The following is a 20,546-nucleotide window of genomic DNA, read 5'->3' on the forward strand; positions in this document are numbered from 1 at the left end:
ATGTCGCGGAAGCCTCGGCTGTCAACCTGCCCGAGCTGTGCGGAGCCTCTTGACGTGGAGGACAACTTCTGCGGCGCCTGTGGCACGAGTGTCACCGCCGCGGCGGCGCCCGGTGGCGCCGGCCCCCACGGGGGGGCCGACCCCGCCGGCAGAGCCGGAGCGGGCGTGGAACCCGCCGCCGGCCCCGGGTTCGGCGCGGCCCAGCCCGCCCCCGTGCCACGGCCCGGGGCGGCGCCGCCCGTGCCGCCGCGCCCCGACCGGGCCCCGGCGGCCGGACCGGCGCTGCCGCACCAGTCGGCCGCCCCGTGGCCCACTCCCCGGGCCGACCACGAGGCGGCGGGCGAGGAGGGGGCCGCTCCCGCGCTGACCCCGGCCGCGCGGCCGGGTGCCGGCGGCGGGGGCCCGGACCGGTCCGGGGCGGCGCCCCGGGGCGCCGCGCCGGGATACGGGCCGGCCGCGAGTGCCGAGGTCGCCCCGGGCGTCCCACGTCCCACCACGGTCAGTTCCTGGTCGCCACGGTCACCGGAGTCGACCCCGGCGGACGCCGTCGACGCGCCGACCCTGGTGATCGGGCAGGCCACGGGCCCCGCCGGCGACCGTGGGCCGGCGGCCGGGTCGGGGCCGGTGGGCGAGCCCGCCGGGGCGTCGCGCGAGGCGGCCGGGCCGGCCGCGCCGACCGGCGGGGCGAGCGCGCCGCCCACGGGAGCCACCTCGGCCGGCGCCGGGGGCGCGCCGGGGGTCGGGGGGCCACGGCCGGCGCCGCGCCGGTGCGCCGAGTGCCGGGCCGGCGCCATCGACGACGACGGGTACTGCGAGAACTGCGGACACGCACAGCCACGGGAACGGGACCACATGGAAGAGGAGTTGGCGTTCGTCGCCGCGGCCAGCGATCGCGGACTACGCCACCACCGGAACGAGGACGCCTTCGCCCTGTCGGAGGCGGAGTTGCCGGACGGTTCGCCGGCCGTGGTCGCCGTCGTCTGCGACGGCGTCTCCTCCGCCACCCGCCCCGACGACGCCTCGGCCGCGGCGGCGCGGGTGGCCGGCGAGCGGCTGCTGACGGCGCTGCCCCAGGGCACGCACCCGCAGCAGGCCATGCACGAGGCGATCATCGCCGCCGCCGAGGCGGTCAACGCGCTGGCCCAGGAGGCCCGCCCGACCCACCGCGACCCGCACCGCCACGAGAACGCGCCGGCCTGCACGATCGTCAGCGCCGTCGTCGCCTCGGGCATCCTGACCGTCGGCTGGATCGGCGACAGCCGCGCGTACTGGGTGCCCGACGACCGCGCCACGCCCGCCGCCCGGCTCACCGAGGACGACTCCTGGGCCGCGCAGATGGTCGCCGCCGGGCTGCTGACGGAGGCGGAGGCGTACGCGGACGAGCGGGCGCACGCCATCACCGGCTGGTTGGGGGCGGACGCGTACGAGATCGAGCCGCACACCGCCGCGTTCAAGCCCGACCGGCCGGGTGTGGTGGTGGTCTGCACGGACGGGCTGTGGAACTACGCCGAGTCGGCGCCCGAGATGGCCGCGGCCGTGCCCGTCGACGCGCGGTCCCGACCGTTGGACAGCGCACGGCAGTTGGTCGGTTACGCACTGGAAGGCGGCGGCCACGACAACGTCACGGTGGCGGTCGTGCCGTTCCCCGTCCCGCCAGGGCGGGCGGGATCGGCCTGATGGTCCGCCGGCGCCGGAGGGCGTCGGTCACGGGGTAGGGGCCCCGCCGCTGGCCGAGGGGGTCGCGGCACGGCACGGAGGCGGCAGCCCGCGCGCGGCGGGCACGTCATGGAAGAGCACGGGACGGCGGGGGCGAGGGGGCTCCCGCCGCACCACGGGGGAACACCGGGGGGCACGCGTACGGCGACGGGAGCCGTCGGCGTACCCGCTCCCGTCCCCCGGTGTCGAGAGGTCCACGCGGAGCGTTCAGGACGTCAAGGAGCGGAACGGATGGCCACCTTCTCCACGTCGCGTGGGCCACGGTTCGCGGTCGGGGTCTACCAGAGCACGGTCCCGCCCGACGGGGTACGGAACGTGAGCGCGATCGTCACCGCCACCGGCGGCCCGCCGCTCCCCACGACCGGCCCGTGCGACGCGGTGGCGCGGGGGGACGGGCCGAGCGTCGCCGTGGCCATCACGCTCGACCGCCCCGGCTCGATGGCCTCCCCGCCCACCAGGCCCCGGCACGCGCGGAAGGCGACGGCCGCGGCGATCGGCACGCCGCGCGACGGCGTCGCCCGCGCCGTGATCGCCGGCACGCACGAGCCGGCCGAGGTCTGCCCCGGCGGCGGCGCACTCACCCACGCCAGCGCGGCCCCGCGCGCGGCGGCCAGGGAGGCGCTGGGCACGCTGCGCGCGGGCCGCTTCACCCGCGACGCGCGCGGCGTCGACACCGGCTGGGAGGTGAAAGAGGTCACAGCCATCGCCTCGCCCCTCCTCGAAACCGCCGACATCGTGGCAAACCCCTCCGAACTGGCCGAGGAATTCCCGTACATGATGGCGTCCGCTATGGGCAAGGACGTGACGGATGTCGCCCTGTGCGTCCGGACGCTCCGGGGCGCGGACGTCACATTCGTGAAACAGGTGGCTCTCACCGTGGACGCCCCCTCCCCCCACCGCGCCGAGGCCGGGCCGCGCTCGGATGACCACCCCACCGACTCGTGGGGCGACGCGTCCCGCGACTCCCCCGTGACGGCCCGCGTCCCGGCCGCCGCCATCAGCCAGGAGACGCTGGCCGCGCGGGTGACGCCGGACCCGGCGGGCGCCTCACCGCAGACGCTGGGCCAGGGTCTCGAACGCGCCGTGCGGACGGCCGACACGGCGGCGTCCACCTCCATGAACCCGCAGGTCGCGCGCTCCACGGGGCAGGCGGAGCCGGCACGGGTCGTCCAGCGGGGGCTCGATGCGCGCACGTCGGGCGACGGGGACGGAGCGACCGCCGGACTGGGCCGCGCGGTGCGGCTCGCCGTCGCCTCGGGGAACGCCGATACCGCGAAACCGCTTTCGACGGTGCTGGACGTCGTGGACGCGGTGACAGGTACTGTGCGACTGAAGGTGAAGGTGGCCGACGTGGACGAGATGACCCTGAAACGCGCTCCACGAAGACCGTTCGCGTAAAGAAACAACGCGGAGGTGCGGCCGGGCGACCGGCTGGACGATCCGCCTCATACCGGTCATGGCCGGGCCCCCACGGCCCGTCCTCGACCAGCGGCACCACCCGCACGACGTGGCGCGACCAGCACCACCCGTACGACCGGTTCCACCAGCTCGACCAGTTCCACCAGCAACGCGTTCCAACCGTTCCAACGCCAAGAAGCGGCACACGAGGGGGAATCACCGACATGCCGACTTGCCCAAACGGCCATCAGTCGTCGGCCGAGGACTACTGCGAGGTGTGCGGGCACCGCATGTCCGCCGCACCCGCCGGCGCCGTTCCCCCGCCCCCGCCGCCGCCCGGGATGAGCGCGCCCCAGCCGCCCCAGCCCCCGGCGCACCCGGGCCCGCCCGGACCGGGTGGGTACGACGGGCCCGGCGGCCCGGGACAGGGCCACGGCTTCGACGGCCAGGGCCGTCCCCCGGGCCCGCCCGCCCCCGGTGGTCCGGGCGGTCCGCACGGCTTCGACGGTCAGGGCGGCCCCGGTGGCCCCGGCGGCTTCGGCTCCCCGGCTGGCCCTGGACCCGGTGGCCCGGGCGGACCCGGTGGCTACGGCCCCGGCCCCGGCGCGCCCGGTGGCTACGACGGCCCCGGCGGCCCGCGCGGCTTCGACGGCCCTGGTGGCCCCGGGGGTCCTGGGGGACCTGGGGGACCTGGTGGCTACGACGGCTCGGGGAGGCCTGGCGGCCCCGGCGGTTACGACGGTCCGGGTGGCCCCGGCGGCCCTGTCGGGCCCGGCGGCTACGACCGACCCGGTGGGCCCGGTGGACCGGCCGGCCCCGGTGGCTTCGACGGCCCGGGTGGACCTGGCGGCCCCGGCGGCTACGACCGGCCTGGCGCTCCGAGTGGCCCGTTCGGCGCGCCCGGTGGGCCCGGTGGACACGGCGCGCCTGGTGGGCCCGGTGCCCCCGGTGGGTACGGCTACCCCGCCGTGCGGCCGGAGGCGACCTTCCCCGCGGAGCTGTGCCCGCAGTGCCGTACGCCGCGTGAGGCGCAGGCCCCGTTCTGCGAGGAGTGCCGCTACAACTTCGTGACCCAGTCGGCCACCTCGTACACGCCCTACAGCCCGGCGCCCGCGCCGGGCCAGGGCGGCTTCCCGCAGGGGCCGCCGCAGCAGGGCCCGCCGCCCGGCCAGCCCGCGCACCCGCACGGGGCCGAGCCCTCCCAGCCGCCGGGGCCGCACGGCCCCCCGCAGCCGGGCCCCGACTACGCGGGCGCCCGCCCTCCGCAGCCGGGCCGACCGGGTGAGCCGCTGCCGCCCGGCCCCGCCCCGCTGCCGCCGCACGCCGGTGGCCCGCACGGTGGTGGCGCGCCGGGCGAGCCCCGGCCCGCCGGTCCGCCGAGCGGTCAGGGCTTCGGAGGCGACGACGACTGGATGCTGTCGCCGCCGGGCGCCTCGGAGGCGCCGCCCGCGGCGCCGCCGCACGGCGCTCCGCCGCCGGCGCCCCACCCGTACCAGGAGCCGCCCGGCCAGGGCCCCGGTGGCGCGCCCGCCGGTCGACCGCCGTTCCCGGGTGACGACGCGTTCCCGGGCGCGGCCCCGCCGCACCCCGGGCCGCCGCAGTCCGGCCCGCCGGCCGGCCCGCCGCCGTTCCCCGGGCAGCCGGGGCCGGGGCAGCCGCCGGCCGGTCCGCCGCAGCAGGGTCCGCCGCACGCTGGGCCGCCGCCGCACGAGGGCGGCTACCGGCCGGAGGGGGCGTACCAGCAGGGTCCGCCCGGTGGTGGGCAGGCCGAGTCGGGCGCCTGGGTCGCGGTCATCGCGCCCGACCGTGACTACTTCACGGCGATGATGACGCGCAGCGGCCCGGAGGCGGCCGGTCTCAACCTGCCGGCGTACTCGCCCGAGCAGCGACTGTCGCTCTCCGGTCACCAGATCACCATCGGTCGCCGGCGGCACAGCACGGGCGAGGCACCCGACATCGACCTCTCGCGCCAGCCGGAGGACCCGGGCGTCTCGCACCAGCACGCGGTGCTGGTGCCGCAGTCCAACGGTGGTTGGGCCGTGGTGGACCAGGACTCGACCAACGGCACGACGATCAACGGCGGCGACGAGCCGATCCAGCCGTACGTGCCGATCCCACTCCAGGAAGGCGACCGGGTCCACGTCGGCGCGTGGACGACGATCACCCTCCGCAGGGGCTGACCGCCCCTCTCCCGGCCCGCCCGGGAGCCATGGGACCCAACGGGCCCGCCTCCGGCCGGGGGCGGGCCCGTCGCCGTGTCGTCGGGGCGGGTCCTAGGACCTGGGGCCTCCGCCGGGGCATCTGCGACCATGGAGAGGTGAATGAGATCCCGCGCGGCACGCTGCCAGAGCAGACCTTCTACGAGCAGGTCGGCGGCGAGGAGACGTTCCGGCGCCTGGTGCACCGCTTCTACCAGGGGGTCGCGGAGGACCCGCTGCTGCGGCCGATGTACCCGGAGGAGGACCTCGGGCCGGCCGAGGAGCGTCTGGTGCTCTTCCTCATGCAGTACTGGGGCGGCCCCCGGACCTACAGCGACCAGCGCGGTCACCCCCGGCTGCGGATGCGGCACGCCCCGTTCGTCGTGGACCGGGCCGCGCACGACGCGTGGTTGCGGCACATGCGGGAGGCCGTGGACGAGCTCGGTCTCGCCCCCGAGCACGAGCGGCAGTTGTGGAAGTACCTGACGTACGCCGCCGCCTCGATGGTCAACGCACCGGGCTGAGCCCGGCCGTCACGGGCCCCTCGAAAGGGGCCCGAAGACCACGTCGCACACCCTCCGTGTCGCATAGCGGACGATCTGTATCGCATGTCGGTCACAATCGGATCAAGTCCGGACCGCAACCGCTTTCAGCCGCCATCTTTCTCTGACAACATCCAGGCACGCTGCCGAGCCGACACGCCACGGCCACCTCCGGGTGTCCGCACGCCGTTCGCCGGTCGGCGACAGTCCGGTGGGCGGGGAGCGGCGCGGGGGGTTCAGTGGCGGGTTTCGTGTTGCTGCGTGTCCGCGCGCATCGCTTGCTGTTGACCGCCGCGCTGTTGACGGTGCTGCTCACCACCGCGGTACTGGCCACGCTCGCCGCCTTCGGCACGGCCATCGGGGACGCCGGGTTGCGGCACACCCTGCGCGAACGCGGCGCCGCGCCGGCCGCGCTGCGGGTGGCCACCGACCTGCCCGAGGCCGAGCGCGCGGCGGCCGAGCGGGTCGTACGGCGCGGGGCCGAGCGGACGTTCAGCGGCCTCCCGGTGACGCTGCGTTCGATGGCCCGCTCGGGCCCGTACGCGCTGCCCCGCGACCTCCAGTCCCGCACCGCCCGACAGGGCGACCCCGACCTCACGCTGTTCGCCGCGATCGACCGCTCCCGCGTCACGCTGACCGCCGGCGCCTGGCCCGACACGGCCCGTGGCGCGGCGCCGCGTGGCAAGCCGACGGGCACCGCCGCGCCCACCGCCGCGCCGCTGCCGGTCGCGCTCCCGGAGACCGCGGCGGCCCGCCTCGGGCTGCGCGTCGGCGCCCGGCTGACCCTGACCGACCGGCTCTCGGGGCCGCCCGTGCGGATCGAGGTCACCGGGCTGTACCGGCCCAGGGACCGCACCGACGCGTACTGGCAGTTGGACGACCTCGGCGGCAGCGGCGTACGGACCCTGGCGTTCACCACGTACGGCCCGTTGCTGACCGACGACGCGGCCTTCAGGACCGGGCGCGTGGCGCAGGCCGGGGTGTCCTGGCTGGCGATGGCCGACTTCTCCGGGGTGCGCGCCGTTGACGTGGACGACCTGCGGTCGGCCGCCGAACGTGGGCGGGCCGCGCTGGCCAAGGACCCCGCGCTGGGCGGCGGCCCCGAGGTCCACACGGGCCTGCCGACCGTGCTCGACCAGGCGGACCGTTCGCTGCTCGGGGCGCGCTCGACGCTGCTGATCGTGACGCTGCAACTGGTGCTGCTGGCCGGGTACGCGCTGCTGCTGGTGGCTCGGCTGCTGAGTACGGAGCGGGCCGGCGAGACGGAGTTGCTGCTGGCCCGGGGCGGCTCGGGGCCGCGGATCGCGCGACTGGCGGCCGTCGAGGCGCTGCTGCTGGCCGGGCCCGCGGCGGTGGCCGCGCCGCTGCTGGCCGGGCCGCTGATGGAACTGATCGCCGCGCACGGCCCGTTGGCCCGTATCGGCCTGGCCCTGGACACCGGGCTGACCTGGCAGACCTGCGCGGTCGGCGTCGCCGTCGCGCTGGGCTGCGCGGCGGCCGTGGTGGCGCCCGCGCTGCTCGGGGCCGGCTCGCGCGGCGGCCCGACGGTGGTGCGCGGGCGGGCCAGCGCCCTGCCCGCGCCGCTGCGCGCCGGCGCCGACGTGGGCCTGCTGGTCATCGCCGGCGTCGCGTACTGGCAGCTCGACCAGCGGGCCTCGGGTGGCGAGGGGGTGCTCAGCGGCGACGGTGGCGCGCTGGGCGTCGACCCGGTGCTGGTCGCGGCGCCCGCGCTGGCCCTGCTCGCCGGCACCGTGCTCACCCTGCGGCTGCTGCCGCCGGTCGCCAGGGTCGCCGAGCGGCGCGCGGCCCGTGGCAGTGGCCTGCCCGCCGCGCTCGCCGGCTGGCAGCTCGCCCGCCGCCCGCTGCGCGGCGCGGGGCCGGTGCTGCTGCTCGTGCTGGCCGTGGCGATGGGCATGTTCGCGGTCGGCCAGGGCGCCTCCTGGGAGCGTTCACAGGACGACCAGGCCGACTTCGCGGCGGGCACCGGCGTCCGCGTCATGTCCAGCCGCATCCCGCAGTTCGGGCAGGGCGGCGCGTACGAGGCGGTGCCGGGGGTGGCCTCGGCGGCGCCCGCCGCCCGCGCCACGTTCGGCCTCTCGGGCGGGCGCGGCGCCGACCTGCTGGCGCTGGACGCGCGGCACGCCACGGGGTCGCTGCTGCTCCGTGACGACCTGGCCGAGCGGGACGCGCGGGGGCTGTTGGCCGCGATCGCGCCACGCCCCGACACCGAGCGGCCCGGGATCGCGCTGCCGGGCACCCCCGACGAACTGCGGCTGACCGCGCGGCTGAGCGCGCCCGGCCAGCCGCGTGACGCCTCGCCCAGTGGTATGTCGGCCACGGTCACCGTCACCGTCGAGGACCGCTACGGGGTGCCCTACCGGCTCGCGCTGGGCAGGCTGCCCGTCGACGGCGGGCCCCGCACCCTGGTCGGCGGCATCGCGCAGGCCGCGGGCGCGCCGGCCGGCAAGCCCGCGGGCCCGCTGCGGCTCACGTCGGTCGAGCTGGACCTCCTCCAGTCGGACCGTGACGAGCGGCACCGGTTCGAGGTCTCCGCGCTGGCGGCGGTCGCGGCGGACGGCGCGGCGCGGCCGGTGTCGGTGCCGGCGTCGTTCGACTGGCGGTCGGCGGCCACCTTCGCGGAGGAGGAGCCGGGCAACGTGCGCGTCAAGCCCCGCGCGGAGCGCCCCGGCCACCCGGCGGACCGGCCGCTGACCGCCGAGTACCACACCGGTCGCCACATCGGCGCCGACCTCGTCTACGGCCAGCCCAGCAGCACGTTCACCTTCGCCGCGCCCTGGCCCCGGCAGCCGGGTCCGCTGCCCGGCATCGCCACCGACCGCTTCCTGGACTCCAGCGGCGCCAAGGTCGGCTCGACGGTCAGCGTGCCGGTGGCGGGCGAGACGCTGTCGGTACGCGTGGTGGACACCGTGCGCGCCCTGCCCACCACGGGCCCGGCCGCCGAACGGACCGGAGGCGCGGCCGGCGGCGCCGGGTCGGGCTCCGACGAGGCGCCGGCCGCCGGCGACACGACGCTCGACGGCGGCGCGCTGCTGGTCGACTTCCACGCCGTCAACCAGGCGCTCGCCGCCCGCGCGTCCGCCGCGCTGCCGCCCACCGAGTGGTGGCTGCGGCCGGCTCCCGGCAAGGACGACCAGGTGGTGGCCGCGCTGCGGGCACGGCCGGACACCGATCCGGCGCAGGTCGTCGCCCGCTCCGAGATCGCGGACGAGTTGCACGACGATCCGTTCGGCGCGGGCCCGCAGGCCGGGCTGGCGGCGGCGGCCCTGGTCGCGGCGGCGCTGGCCGCGGTCGGCTTCGCGGTCAGCATGGCCGGCTCGATGCGCGAACGGAGCGCGGAGTTCGGCGTGTTGCGCGCACTGGGCGCCCCGCGCCGTCAGCTCGCCCGCATGGTCGCGGCCGAACAGGCCCTGCTCATCGGCCTGGCCCTGGCCGTCGGACTCGCCCTGGGCACCGTGCTGACCAGGGCGGTCGTCCCCCTGATCGTGTTGACCGGCGAGGCGGCCCAGCCGGTTCCCGAAGTGCTGGTCGAGCTGCCGCTGTGGCAGGTCGGCGGGGTGCTCGCGGCGGTCGCCGCCGTACCCGTACTGATCGTCGCGGCGGTGGCGCTACGACGCGGCGACCCCGTCGCCACACTCCGCCACCGGGGAGGTGAGTAGGCCATGGCCGCGTCCACACAGGACCAGGGGTCCACGCCGGAGCGCGCGGGGCAGCAGGGGCCCGCGCCCCGCGTCACGGACGAGCCCGGGCAGGCGGTGCCCGCCACGGACCCGGGCCGCCCGGCCGCCGACGGCCGCTCCCCCGCGCCCGTCGTGACGGGCTGGATCAGGCTGCGGCTGCGCGCCGCGCCGGGGGCGGCCTTCGCGCTGGGCCTGCTGGTGCTGGTGACCTCGTTCCTGGCCGCCGCGTTCCCGCGCGGCGTCGACGCGTACGAGACGCACGCCATTCGCGAGCAGATCCGCACCGCCGCGCCCGACCGCAGCGCCTACCAGGTCACCTCGGGCCCGCCCGGCGCCCAGCGCCCGCAGCACGAGCGGGCGGCGGCGCTGGCGCCGGGGCCGCTGGCCGAGCAGTACCGCGCGGTGCGCGAGCGACTGCCCGGTCTGGTACGCGTCGACGCCGGGCAGTCCGCGTACGGGGTGCGCACCCCCGAGCCGCTGGTGGCCACCGACGCGTGGCTGCCGCGCCCCGACGGGCTGCCGCCGAAGCTGTCGCTGACGGCGCAGTCGGGCCTGGCCGAACACGGCCGCGTCCACGAGGGTCGGCTGCCGCGCGGCACGAACGATTCCACCCACCCCTTCGGCGACGAGCGTGCCGGCGAGCGCGACGTCGAGCGCCTGGAGGTCGAGGTGGCCGTCACCCGGGAGACGGCCAGGGCGCTGAAGCTGCGCGTCGGCTCGCGTGTCCACCTCGACGCGCCGGGCACCACCGCGCTGTCGGCACGGGTCGTCGGCGTCGTCGAGCCGCGTGACCCGGAGCGGGCGTACTGGTCCGTCGAGTCGCTGCTGCGCTCACCCGGCCTGGCCACGGTGCAGGCCGCGGGCGACACGCCCAAGTCGTTCTGGGTCGGGGCGCTGCTGCTGGCCCCCGACGCCGGGCCCTCGCTCCTGGCCGCGACCGGCACCCCGGAGACGTTCTGGCGGCTGGCGAACGACCCGGACCACCTCACCGGGCGGGATGTGCCGGCGCTGCGCGAGCAGATCGCCTCGCTGGAGAACGGGCCCGCGCTGGTGGCGTTGCGGCAGGCGATCGGGCCCGGCACGGCCCTGGACACCGACGTCGACACCATCGTCGGCGACTTCGGGGTGATGCGGGAGGCGGTGGCGCCGGTGGTGGCCGTCGCCGCGTTCGGCGTCGGCACCGTCGCCGCCGTCGTCCTGCTGATGGCTGGCGGACTGGCCGCCGCCCGCCGGCGCGCCGAACTGACCCTGCTGCGCTCGCGCGGCGGCTCGCTGGTCGGCGTCGGCCGCCGCCTGCTGGCCGAGACGTCGGTGGTCGCGCTGCCGGCGGCGGCACTCGGCTGCGCGCTGGCGGTGCTGATCGTGCCCGAGGCGCGGCTCACGCCGGCGCTGCTGGCGACGGCCGCGGTGGCGCTGCTGGCCTGCGGCGCGCTGCCGCTACGCGCGGTCGCCGCCCACCGCCGCCCGCTGACCAGCACCGAGCGTACCGACGTGGTAAGGGTGCGGCCTTCGCGGCGGCGCACGGTGGCCGAACTGACGGCGCTGGTCCTGGCGGTGGGCGCGGTGGCGGCCCTGCGTCAGCGCGGCACCGCCGACGGCGAGGTGGACGCGCTGGTCAGCGCGGCGCCCGTGCTCGTCGGGGCGATCGCCGCGCTGGTGCTGGTGCGGCTGTACCCGTGGCCGCTACGGCTGGCCTCGCGCCCCGTGCTGCGGCGGCGCGGCGTGATCGGCTTCCTGGCCCTGGCCCGCGCCGGCCGCGCCCAGGCGACCGGGGCGCTGCCCCTGCTGGCGCTGATCACCGCGCTGTCCACCGCCTCCTTCGGCGGCTCCGTGCTGGCCGGCGTGGACAACGCGCGCGAACGCGCCTCGCTGCTGGCGGTCGGCGCCGACGCGCGGGTGGACGACCGCGCGGGCCTGCCCGACGCACTCGCCGACACGCTACGGAAGGTGGCGGGCGTACGGCAGGTCGTGCCCGCGCACATCGAGTACGACCTGCGGCTGGCCGACGACGGCGAGGAAATCGCGCTGGTGGCGATCGACCCGGTCGCGTACAACAAGCTGGCCCGCCACGTGGGCATGGACCGCGTGCCGGCCGACGCGCTGCGCGCCGGTCGCGGTGGTGTCGTGCCGGCCATCGCCTCGCCCGGGGTCGCCCGGCGCATGGGCACCGGGCCGCAGGAGCTGCGGCCACTGGGCGGCGACATCACGGTCAAGGTGGCCGCCGTGCACGCGGGCACCCCGGCCACGCAGGTCAGCGACTACCTCCTGATCGACGCCGCGCGACTGCCCCGCCCCTATCCGACGACGCTGCTGATGGCCGGCTCCGGCGCGCACGGCTCGGGCATCGACACGGCGGCGCTGCGCGCGGCGGTGGGCGCCGGGGGCGGGCCGGCCGAGAGCGGCCCGGACGCGGCGGCGCGCGAGGCCGGCGTCGCAGGTCAGGGCGGGTCCGGGCAGGGGGACGCCGCGCGGGGCGGCGCCTCCGCCAGCGGCGACGGCAGCGTCCGCGTCAAGGCGCGGGCCGAGGAGTACGCGGCGCTGGCCGACTCGCCGCTCCAGGACGGCACGGAGCGGCTGTACGCGGCGGCGGTCGTGGCGGGCGCCGGGTACGCGGCACTGGCCGTACTCCTCTCGCTGCTCCAGGCCACCCCGGAGCGCACGGCACTGCTGGCCCGGCTGCGCACCATGGGCCTGACCCGACGTCAGGGTCGGCGGCTGTTGGTCCTTGAGGCCCTGCCGCAGGCCCTGCTCGCCGCGTGCGGCGGCGTCCTCGTTGGTTACGGCACGATCCGGCTGCTCGCCCCCGGCCTGGACCTGACGCGGCTGGCGCTGTCCGCCCGCGCCGGCTTCGGCGAACTGGGCACCGTGCGGCTGCGCGCCGACGCGCTGTCCCTGCTGGTCCCCGCGGTGGGCGTGGTGCTGCTGACGCTGGTGGTCGTGCTGGCACAGGCGTGGTGGAGCGGGCGTCGCAAGGAGAACACCGAGCTGAGGGCGGGAGAGACGCGATGACGCGGACGGCGACAGGCACGAACGGACCCGACGGCGACGGCGACGCGGGTGGCGGGACGCCGGCGGGCGGAGCGTCGACGGACGGGGCGTCGACGGCGGGTGGGGGCGCGGGGGGCGCGTCGTCTGGTGGCGCGTCGTCTGACGGCACGGTCACGAGCGGCGGCGCCGCTGCTGGTGGCGCGGCTGCCGGGAGCACGTCGTCCGAAAGCGCGTCGCCCGCGGGCGCGGGCGGCGCCGGGTCCGGGGGTGGTGGGGCGCGGCCGGCCGTCCCGTCGCTGGCCGAGCTGGAACGCCGGGCGACCTCGCACCGTGACCGACCCGCCTACGGTCACGACGCGCTGATCACCTGCGACCGGCTGGTCCGCGTGTTCTCCACCGACGGCGTGGAGGTGCAGGCGCTCCAGGGGCTCGACCTGCTGGTCGCCGAGGGCGAGTTGATGGCGCTGGTCGGCGCGTCCGGCAGCGGCAAGTCGACCCTGATGAACATCCTGGCCGGCCTGGACGTCCCCACGGCCGGCGCGGCGTCGGTGGCCGGCAGCGACCTGCTGAACATGGACGCGAAGGCCCGGCTGCGCTACCGCCGCGACATCGTCGGCTTCGTCTGGCAACAGACGGCCCGCAACCTGCTCCCCTACCTGACGACCATCCAGAACGTCCTGCTCCCCATGCAGTTGCGCGGCCGTGGCCGACAGCGCGCGGCGCGACTCCAGCACGCCGACGAGCTGCTGGGCATGCTGCGCATCGACCACTGCCGGGACAAGCGCCCGCAGCAGATGTCCGGCGGTGAACAGCAGCGCGCGGCCATCGCGGTCGCCCTCGCCAACACCCCGGCCCTGCTGCTCGCCGACGAGCCCACCGGCGAGTTGGACTCGGCCACCGGCGAGGAGATCTTCGCGGCCTTCCGCACGGCCAACGCCGAACTGGGCACCACCGTCGTCATCGTCACCCACGACCAGGCCGTGGCCAGCGAGGTGCGCCGCACGGTCGCCATCCGCGACGGCCGCACCTCCTCCGAGGTCCTCCGCCGCACGGAGGTGGACGCCGAGACAGGCCAGGAGTCCCTGGTGGCCCGCGAGTACGCCATGCTCGACCGCGCCGGCCGGCTGCAACTCCCGGCCGAGTACACCCAGTCGCTGGGCATGGAACAACGTGTCCTGCTCGAACTCGAACCCGACCACATCGCCGTCTGGCCCGACCAGGCCCCCACCCCGTCCCGCGACGAGCCGCCCTCCGCGCCCCGCCCGAGCGGGGCCGACGCCTGAGCTCCGGCCGCCGCCCCGGCGCCGAGCGGGCACCGGGGCGCTGGGCTCCCCGCCGGGGCGCTGGGCGTGCGCCGGGGCGCTGGGCCTGCGGCGGGGTGGCTCAGTCGCTGGGCCAGTCGTAGGGGAGGAACTTTCCGTCGAAGGTGATGACGACGTGCTCGGCCCCGTCGTGGGTCGCGCGCCCGATGTCCAGTTTGAAGTTGATCGCGCTCATGATCCCGTCGCCGAACTGCTCGTGGATCAGTTCCTTCAGGGCCGGCCCGTAGACCTGGAGCGCCTCGTGGAGGCGGTAGATCGTCGGATCGGTGGGGACGGCGGTGGGCAGCCCGCCACGGTAGGGGACGGCGGTGAGCGCCGGCACCGCCTCCGCGGGGAGGTCGAGCAGTTCGGCGACCTGGCGCGCGCGCTCCGGTGGGAACGGGTGCTGCCCGAGCAACGCCGCGGTGGTCCACACCAGCGGCCGGCCGATCGCGTCGGCCAACTGCTGCCATGTGAGGCCCTTGGCCAGCCTGTTGGCGACGATCGTGGCCGTTACCTCGTCCCGGTTCATGCGGGGTCTCCCTGTCTACGGGTCCGGCGCGCGGGCGGTCCGCGCGCGAGCGGGCGGGCCGCCGGGGGTGGCGTCCTGGCGTTCGCCAGGGTGTGGCGCTGGGGCGGTCGCCGCTCGCGACGGGTCGGTCAGGCGAGCGCCGGTGTGGGGGCGGGCAGGTACGGAGTGATGTTGCGCCAGGCGCGCTCGATGTATTCCTCCTTCTCGCCGACGGGGGCCACGTAGTGCAGCGCGTCCTCGGCCGCCGCGGTGCCCTTCAGGCGGGCGATGGTCCAGGCGGCGAGGTAGTGCGAGGCCAGGCACCCGCCGGCGGTGGCGATGGTGTCCTTGGCGTAGAAGGGCTGGTTGAGCACCTCGACGCCGGCGGCGCGGACCCAGGGCCTGGTGGTCAGGTCGGTGCAGGCGGGGATGTCGTCGAGCAGTCCGAGCCTGGCCAGCACCAGCGCGCCGGAGCACTGCGCCGCGACGAGCTGGCGCGTGGGGTCCAGGCCACGGAGGACGTTCATGATCGCCGGGTCCTCGACGACCTCGCGGGTGGCGACGCCGCTGCCGACGATCACGGCGTCGGCCGCGCACGCCTCCTCAAGGGTGGACATCCGCTCGATGGTCACCCCGTTCATCGACGTCACCCGAGGTCCGGGGGTGGCGATGGTGACGCGCCAGCCGTCGGTCTTGACGCGGTTGAGCACTCCGAGCGCGATCAGGGAGTCGAGCTCGTTGTAGCCCTGGAAGGTGAGGATGGCTGTGTGCACGGCGGCTCTCCTTCTGGATGAGTGGGTGCGGGTTCTGGATGAGCGGGTGTTGACGGTAGGGACCCGCGATCAGGACAGTCAAAGAATTGTCATGGGTACAATCCGGCGCATGACAGCCGCCCGCTACAAGGTGCTGGTCGACGCGCTCGCGTCCGACATCCGGGCCGGGCGGCTCGCCGCGGGCGTACGGCTGCCGACGCACCGCGCGCTCGCCGCCCGCGAGGGCATCGCCGTGGTGACCGCGACCCGGGTCTACGCCGAGCTGGACGCGATGGGCCTGGTGAGCCGGGAGCAGGGCCGTGGCACGTTCGTCCGGGACATCGCGGTGCCCGCCGGCCACGGCATCGACCAGCAGGTCGTCGCCACCGACGCCGTCGACCTCAACTTCAACTACCCGTCGCTGCCCGGCCAGTCCGATCTCCTGCGGCAGGCCCTGCGCGAGGTGGCCACCTCCGGCGACCTCGACTCGCTGCTGCGCTACCAGCCGCACCGGGGGCGCCCCCAGGACAGGGCCTCGATCGCACGACACCTCAGACGCCGGGGGATCACGACGGACGCCGACCGGCTCCTGGTCGTGAGCGGCGCGCAGCACGGGCTGGCCGTCACCGTCATGGCCGTACTCGAGGCCGGCGACGTCGTCGCGGTCGACGCCCTGACCTATCCCGGCTTCAAGGTGCTCGCGCGGGCCTTCCGGCTCGACCTGGAGCCGGTGCCCACCACCGCCGACGGGCCGGATCTCGACGCCCTGGCGGCACTGTGCGCGACTCGCCCCGTCCGCGCGATCTACACCATGCCCACCCTGCACAACCCGCTGGGCTGGGTCATGTCGGCGACCGACCGCGTCCGCCTGGTCGCCATCGCCCGCCAGCACGGCGCGCTCCTCATCGAGGACGCCTCGTACGCCTACCTGGTCTTAGACCCCCCACCGCCGCTGGCCGCGACCGCCCCCGACATCACCGTCTACGTCTCGGGGCTGTCCAAGAGCATCGCCACGGGCCTTCGGGTCGGATTCGTCGTCGCCCCGCCCCGCACGATCCCCGCACTGGAACGCGCGATCCGGGCGACCACCTGGAACACCCCCGCCCTCACCACCGCGATCGCCTGCCGCTGGCTCGACGACGGCACGGCGGACCTGCTGGAAGCGCGGAAACGAGCCGACGCCAGGGCCCGCCAGACGCTGGCCCGAGAAGAACTGGCGGGCCTACCGCTCACAGGCCACCCCTCGTCCTACTTCACCTGGCTGCCGCTGCCCGACGACGCACGCGCCGACCGCCTCACCGCCACCCTCGCCCGCCAGCACATCTCGGTGACCACGGCGGAACCCTTCGCCGCCTCGACCCCCACCCCGCAGGCGATCCGCCTCGCCCTGGGCTCGACCGACCCGGACAGCCTCCGGTCCACGCTGCGCACGGTACGCCGCGTCGTCGCCGAGGACGCCTCCACGTAGACGTCCCCCGAGAGCCGCTCCCCGCCCCGCCCGGGAGTCGACCACGACGCGGCTCGCCCCGGACTGCTACCCACCCGCTCCCGGGCAACGCGACCACACACCGCCGTCACCCGCCACCGCCGACAACCGAGCCGCAGGTCAGAACACATGTGAACGCCCCCGGCAGCGGCCCGCCACCCCACACCCCGACGACGATCCGACCCAGCCGGACCCACCGCACGATCACCCAGCCTCACGACGGAACCCAGAACACCGGCAACGCGGGACACTCACAAAGCGCGAGCCACCCCAGCCGGCGCCGCTAAGCCGGAGTGACCGACAGACCGGTCGCCCCCGCCGTCCGCACGGCTATGGAGCCGTACGGCGTGCGCAGCCGCAACCACCCACGCGCGGCGAACAACACCAGCGACGGCTCCGCCACTCCCGCACCACGCTCCCCCAGGCCAGCACCGGCTGGAGCGGGACCCGCAGCACCGAGGTGGGCTGGAACTTGGCTGGCCGGGTCGGGCCCAGCTGGCGCCGGGTGACTCGGGGCGGGGTGAGCCGCGCCGGGGTCCGCTGGAGCGAGGTGGGTTGGGGTGGGCACAGCCGCACCCGAGACAGCTGGAGCGGGGTGGCCGGGGACCTGGCGAGCCGCGCTGGGAACGGCTGACGCGGACTGAGCCGAGGCGGGGCTGGCGTCATCGGGGCCCCCTGGCGCGGGCTGAGCCGGGGGGGAACTGGCCGGGTCGGGAACAGGCTGAGCCGAGCTGGAGTCAGCCACCTCGGAGTCCGTCGCGCCGAGGCGGGCTGGACCGTCGCTGACCATGTCAGGCCCGGCTGTCGCAGGCTGAGCCGGGGCGGGGTGGGCCGCGCCCGCAGCAGGCTGAACCCACCCGGGGTGGGCCGCGCCGAGCACGGCTGGCGCGGGCTGAGCCAGGGGGGAAGTGGCCGGGTCGGAGGCGTTGCCCTGGTCGACACCCCTCACGGGGCGGGGTTCCGGGGCCGGTGGGGGCGCGGTCGCCGGGCTCCCGGTGCGCGCGGCGGCGATCGCCGGTGCGGGCTCCGCCGCCCGGGTCGGCGCCGGGTCGATCGTGGCCGGCGGCTGTGTGGAGGTGGTCGCGGGTGGGGCCAGGGGGGCGGCGCCACGGGGGTGGGCGGCTCGCAGGAAGCCCACGGACTGCGCCGCGTGGGCGGCCCGCAGTGGCAGGTCGGTCTCCCCCACCGTGCGGGACCAGATTTCGCGGCCGATGCGGTCGCGCTCCGCGCGCGTGCGCAGTTCGGGTGCCAACGCCTCGTCCCGGGCCCGGAACTCGGCGACCGCCGCCGCCAACGTCCCGCGCAGCGCCTGCGCGTCCGGCAGACCCGCCACCCGTTGCCAGCCACCCCGTGGCGGCAGCACCCCGGCCCACGGCGGCCCGGTCACCGGCTCGGGCACGACGACCGCGAGCCCCCGTGACCCGACCTCGTCCGGCGCGGTCTCGGCGCCGTGACGTGCCGCGTCCACCGCGTCGGCGAACTGCCCGGCCGAGACGGTGACGTCCAGCTCCCACACCGCTTCGGCCACGCGCTGGCCCGCGTCTCCGTCGCCGGCGGTGTCCTCCGCTGACGAGGCCGCTCCCGCCCGTGGCGGCGGGGTGAGCACCGCCGTACGGATCGCGAGCACCTCGAACGACGCGGGGCGGCCGAAGACCGCGAGCACCCCGCCCGCCCGTGGGCCGACACCCACCACGCTGGCCTGCAACCGCACGGCCGCGGCCCGGTCGTAGCGGATCAACCGGGCCAGGAAGGCGGCGAGGTCAGCCGCCTCCCTGGCGTCGGCGAAGTGCAGCGCTGGCGCCGTCATGCGGCGACGGCCTCCTCCGACTCGTCATCGCGCTTACGCCCACCCTTGGCGGGCGTCTCTTCCAGGTACGCCTGGAGGAAGCGCTCCTCGACGGGCGTGAGCCGTCGCGGACGGCCGGCCTCAAGGTTGTACGGGACGACGACGGTCGAGGCCCGCACGTACACCGTGTCCTCGTCCTTGACCTCGTACGACAGCGTGAGTGACGCGGCGCCGATCTTCGTCACCCAGGTCTCGACGGTGACCGGGGCGTGCCGGTGGACCAGCGGCTTGCGGTAGTCGATCTCGTGTCGGGCCACCACGGAGCCCCCCGAGAACGCGTCGCCCTCCGCCTCGGCCGCCAGCCGCCACATCAGGTCGACGCGCGCCTCCTCCAGATAGCGGAGGAAGACCACGTTGTTGACGTGCCCGAAGGCGTCCATGTCCGACCAGCGCAGCGCACACGCGTACTTGTGCCGTGCCATCCTGCTCAGCCCCTGGTCAGCTTCTTGTACGTGGCGCGATGGGGCCGGGCCGCGTCCGGGCCGAGCCGCTCGACCTTGTTCTTCTCGTAGGACTCGAAGTTGCCCTCGAACCAGAACCACTTCGACTCGCCCTCGTACGCCAGGATGTGCGTGGCGACGCGGTCGAGGAACCAGCGGTCGTGGGAGACGACCACGGCGCAGCCGGGGAACTCCAGCAGCGCGTTCTCCAACGAGGAGAGCGTCTCGACGTCGAGGTCGTTGGTGGGCTCGTCGAGGAGCAGCAGGTTGCCGCCCTGCTTGAGGGTGAGCGCGAGGTTGAGGCGGTTGCGCTCACCGCCGGAGAGCACGCCCGCGGGCTTCTGCTGGTCCGGGCCCTTGAAGCCGAAGGCGCTGACGTACGCCCGCGAGGGCATCTCGACCTGGCCGACGTTGATGTAGTCCAGCTCGTCGGAGACGACGGCCCACAGGGTCTTCTTCGGGTCGATGTTGGAGCGGTTCTGGTCGACGTAGGAGATCTTGACGGTCTCGCCGACCTTGATCGAACCGGAGTCGGCGGTCTCCAGGCCCTGGATCATCTTGAACAGCGTGGTCTTGCCCGCGCCGTTCGGTCCGATGACGCCGACGATGCCGTTGCGCGGCAGAGTGAAGGACAGGTCGTCGATGAGGACCTTGTCCCCGAACGCCTTGGAGAGCTTCTCCACCTCGACCACGACGCTGCCCAGGCGCGGACCCGGCGGGATCTGGATCTCCTCGAAGTCCAGCTTCCTGGTCTTCTCCGCCTCGGCGGCCATCTCCTCGTAACGGGTCAGGCGCGCCTTGGACTTGGCCTGCCGGCCCTTGGCGTTGGAGCGGACCCACTCCAGCTCTTCCTTGAGGCGCTTGGCGCGCTTGGCGTCCTTCTGCCCCTCGACCTTGAGGCGGGTGGCCTTCTTGTCGAGGTAGGTGGAGTAGTTGCCCTCGTAGGGGTGGGCCCGGCCGCGGTCGAGCTCCAGGATCCACTCGGCGACGTTGTCGAGGAAGTACCGGTCGTGGGTGACGGCGACGACGGTGCCGGCGTACTTGGCCAGGTGCTGCTCCAGCCACTGGACGGACTCGGCGTCCAGGTGGTTGGTGGGCTCGTCGAGGAGGAGCAGGTCAGGGGCCTCGAGCAGGAGCTTGCACAGCGCCACGCGACGCCGCTCACCACCGGAGAGGTTGGTCACCGGCCAGTCGCCGGGCGGGCAGCCGAGGGCGTCCATGGCCTGCTCGAGCTGGGTGTCGAGGTCCCAGGCGTTGGCGTGGTCAAGATCCTCCTGGAGCTTGCCCATCTCCTCCATCAGCGCGTCCGAGTAGTCGGTCGCCATCAGCTCGGCGACCTCGTTGAAGCGCTTGAGCTTGCCCATGAGCTCGGCGGCGCCGTCCTGGACGTTCTGCAGGACCGTCTTCGTCTCGTCCAGCGGCGGCTCCTGGAGGAGCATGCCCACGCTGAACCCGGGCGCGAGGAAGGCGTCACCGTTGGACGCCTGCTCAAGACCGGCCATGATCTTGAGGACGGTCGACTTGCCCGCACCGTTCGGGCCGACGACACCGATCTTCGCGCCCGGCAGGAAGTTCAGGTTGACGTCGTCGAGGATCACCTTGTCGCCATGGGCCTTTCGGGCCTTGCGCATGGTGTAGATGTACTCAGCCAAGAGAAACCGTCCGGCAAT

Annotated in this window: 11 protein-coding genes and 2 pseudogenes; 8 read left to right on the plus strand and 5 right to left on the minus strand. The window is 75.8% G+C overall.

Features of this window, described 5'->3' with window-relative positions; genetic code table 11:
- The 7 genes and pseudogenes from ACFVFR_RS16710 to ACFVFR_RS16740 all read left to right on the plus strand — a co-directional run bounded on the left by ACFVFR_RS16710 (position 1) and on the right by ACFVFR_RS16740 (position 13,823).
- Positions 1–1,677: a protein phosphatase 2C domain-containing protein gene (locus tag ACFVFR_RS16710; RefSeq protein ID WP_383702087.1), complete on the plus strand. Its 1,677-nt coding sequence runs from the start codon at positions 1–3 to the stop codon at positions 1,675–1,677.
- Between the two features lie 270 nt (positions 1,678–1,947).
- Positions 1,948–3,119, plus strand: a pseudogene (locus tag ACFVFR_RS16715) (hypothetical protein); the annotation flags it as partial.
- Between the two features lie 963 nt (positions 3,120–4,082).
- Entirely contained in the window at positions 4,083–5,294 is a 1,212-nt protein-coding gene (locus ACFVFR_RS16720) for an FHA domain-containing protein (RefSeq protein WP_383702171.1), read from the plus strand.
- Between the two features lie 137 nt (positions 5,295–5,431).
- The gene (locus ACFVFR_RS16725) at positions 5,432–5,836 is read left to right on the plus strand and encodes a globin (RefSeq protein WP_383702089.1); all 405 of its coding nucleotides are present in this window, start codon (positions 5,432–5,434) and stop codon (positions 5,834–5,836) included.
- A gap of 257 nt (positions 5,837–6,093) precedes the next feature.
- A complete protein-coding gene (locus ACFVFR_RS16730; protein ID WP_383702091.1) occupies positions 6,094–9,531 on the plus strand; it encodes an FtsX-like permease family protein in 3,438 nt (1,145 codons plus the stop codon).
- 3 nt (positions 9,532–9,534) lie between these two features.
- Positions 9,535–12,561: an FtsX-like permease family protein gene (locus ACFVFR_RS16735; protein ID WP_383702093.1), complete on the plus strand. Its 3,027-nt coding sequence runs from the start codon at positions 9,535–9,537 to the stop codon at positions 12,559–12,561.
- Positions 12,562–12,836: 275 nt separating this feature from the next.
- On the plus strand, positions 12,837–13,823 hold the full coding sequence (locus tag ACFVFR_RS16740; RefSeq protein WP_383702174.1) for an ABC transporter ATP-binding protein: 987 nt from the start codon (positions 12,837–12,839) through the stop codon (positions 13,821–13,823).
- Positions 13,824–13,923: 100 nt separating this feature from the next.
- On the opposite strand, the gene cynS is transcribed toward ACFVFR_RS16740, so the two are convergent.
- A complete protein-coding gene (gene cynS, locus ACFVFR_RS16745) occupies positions 13,924–14,373 on the minus strand; it encodes a cyanase (protein ID WP_383702095.1) in 450 nt (149 codons plus the stop codon).
- A gap of 128 nt (positions 14,374–14,501) precedes the next feature.
- Complete coding sequence (locus ACFVFR_RS16750) at positions 14,502–15,125, minus strand: DJ-1/PfpI family protein (protein ID WP_383702097.1); 624 nt, start codon at positions 15,123–15,125, stop codon at positions 14,502–14,504.
- A 109-nt stretch (positions 15,126–15,234) separates the two neighbouring features.
- Between ACFVFR_RS16750 and ACFVFR_RS16755 the strand changes: the two genes are divergently transcribed.
- Positions 15,235–16,572 (plus strand): PLP-dependent aminotransferase family protein, encoded by a 1,338-nt coding sequence (locus ACFVFR_RS16755; RefSeq protein WP_383702099.1) that lies wholly within the window; start codon positions 15,235–15,237, stop codon positions 16,570–16,572.
- Between the two features lie 1,003 nt (positions 16,573–17,575).
- On the opposite strand, the pseudogene ACFVFR_RS16760 reads toward ACFVFR_RS16755, so the two are convergent.
- The 3 genes and pseudogenes from ACFVFR_RS16760 to ettA form a co-directional block, all read right to left on the minus strand.
- Positions 17,576–18,397 (minus strand): annotated as a pseudogene (locus tag ACFVFR_RS16760) (hypothetical protein); the annotation flags it as partial.
- Positions 18,394–18,858 (minus strand): acyl-CoA thioesterase, encoded by a 465-nt coding sequence (locus tag ACFVFR_RS16765; RefSeq protein ID WP_383702101.1) that lies wholly within the window; start codon positions 18,856–18,858, stop codon positions 18,394–18,396. The gene ACFVFR_RS16765 and the pseudogene ACFVFR_RS16760, both read right to left, overlap by 4 nt.
- 5 nt (positions 18,859–18,863) lie before the next feature.
- Positions 18,864–20,528, minus strand: coding sequence for an energy-dependent translational throttle protein EttA (ettA, locus tag ACFVFR_RS16770; RefSeq protein ID WP_383702103.1), 1,665 nt, complete (start codon positions 20,526–20,528; stop codon positions 18,864–18,866).
- Positions 20,529–20,546 lie beyond the last annotated feature (18 nt).

The organism is Streptomyces sp. NPDC057702, from assembly GCF_042799315.1.
In the GTDB taxonomy this organism is placed as follows: Bacteria; Actinomycetota; Actinomycetes; order Streptomycetales; family Streptomycetaceae; genus Streptomyces.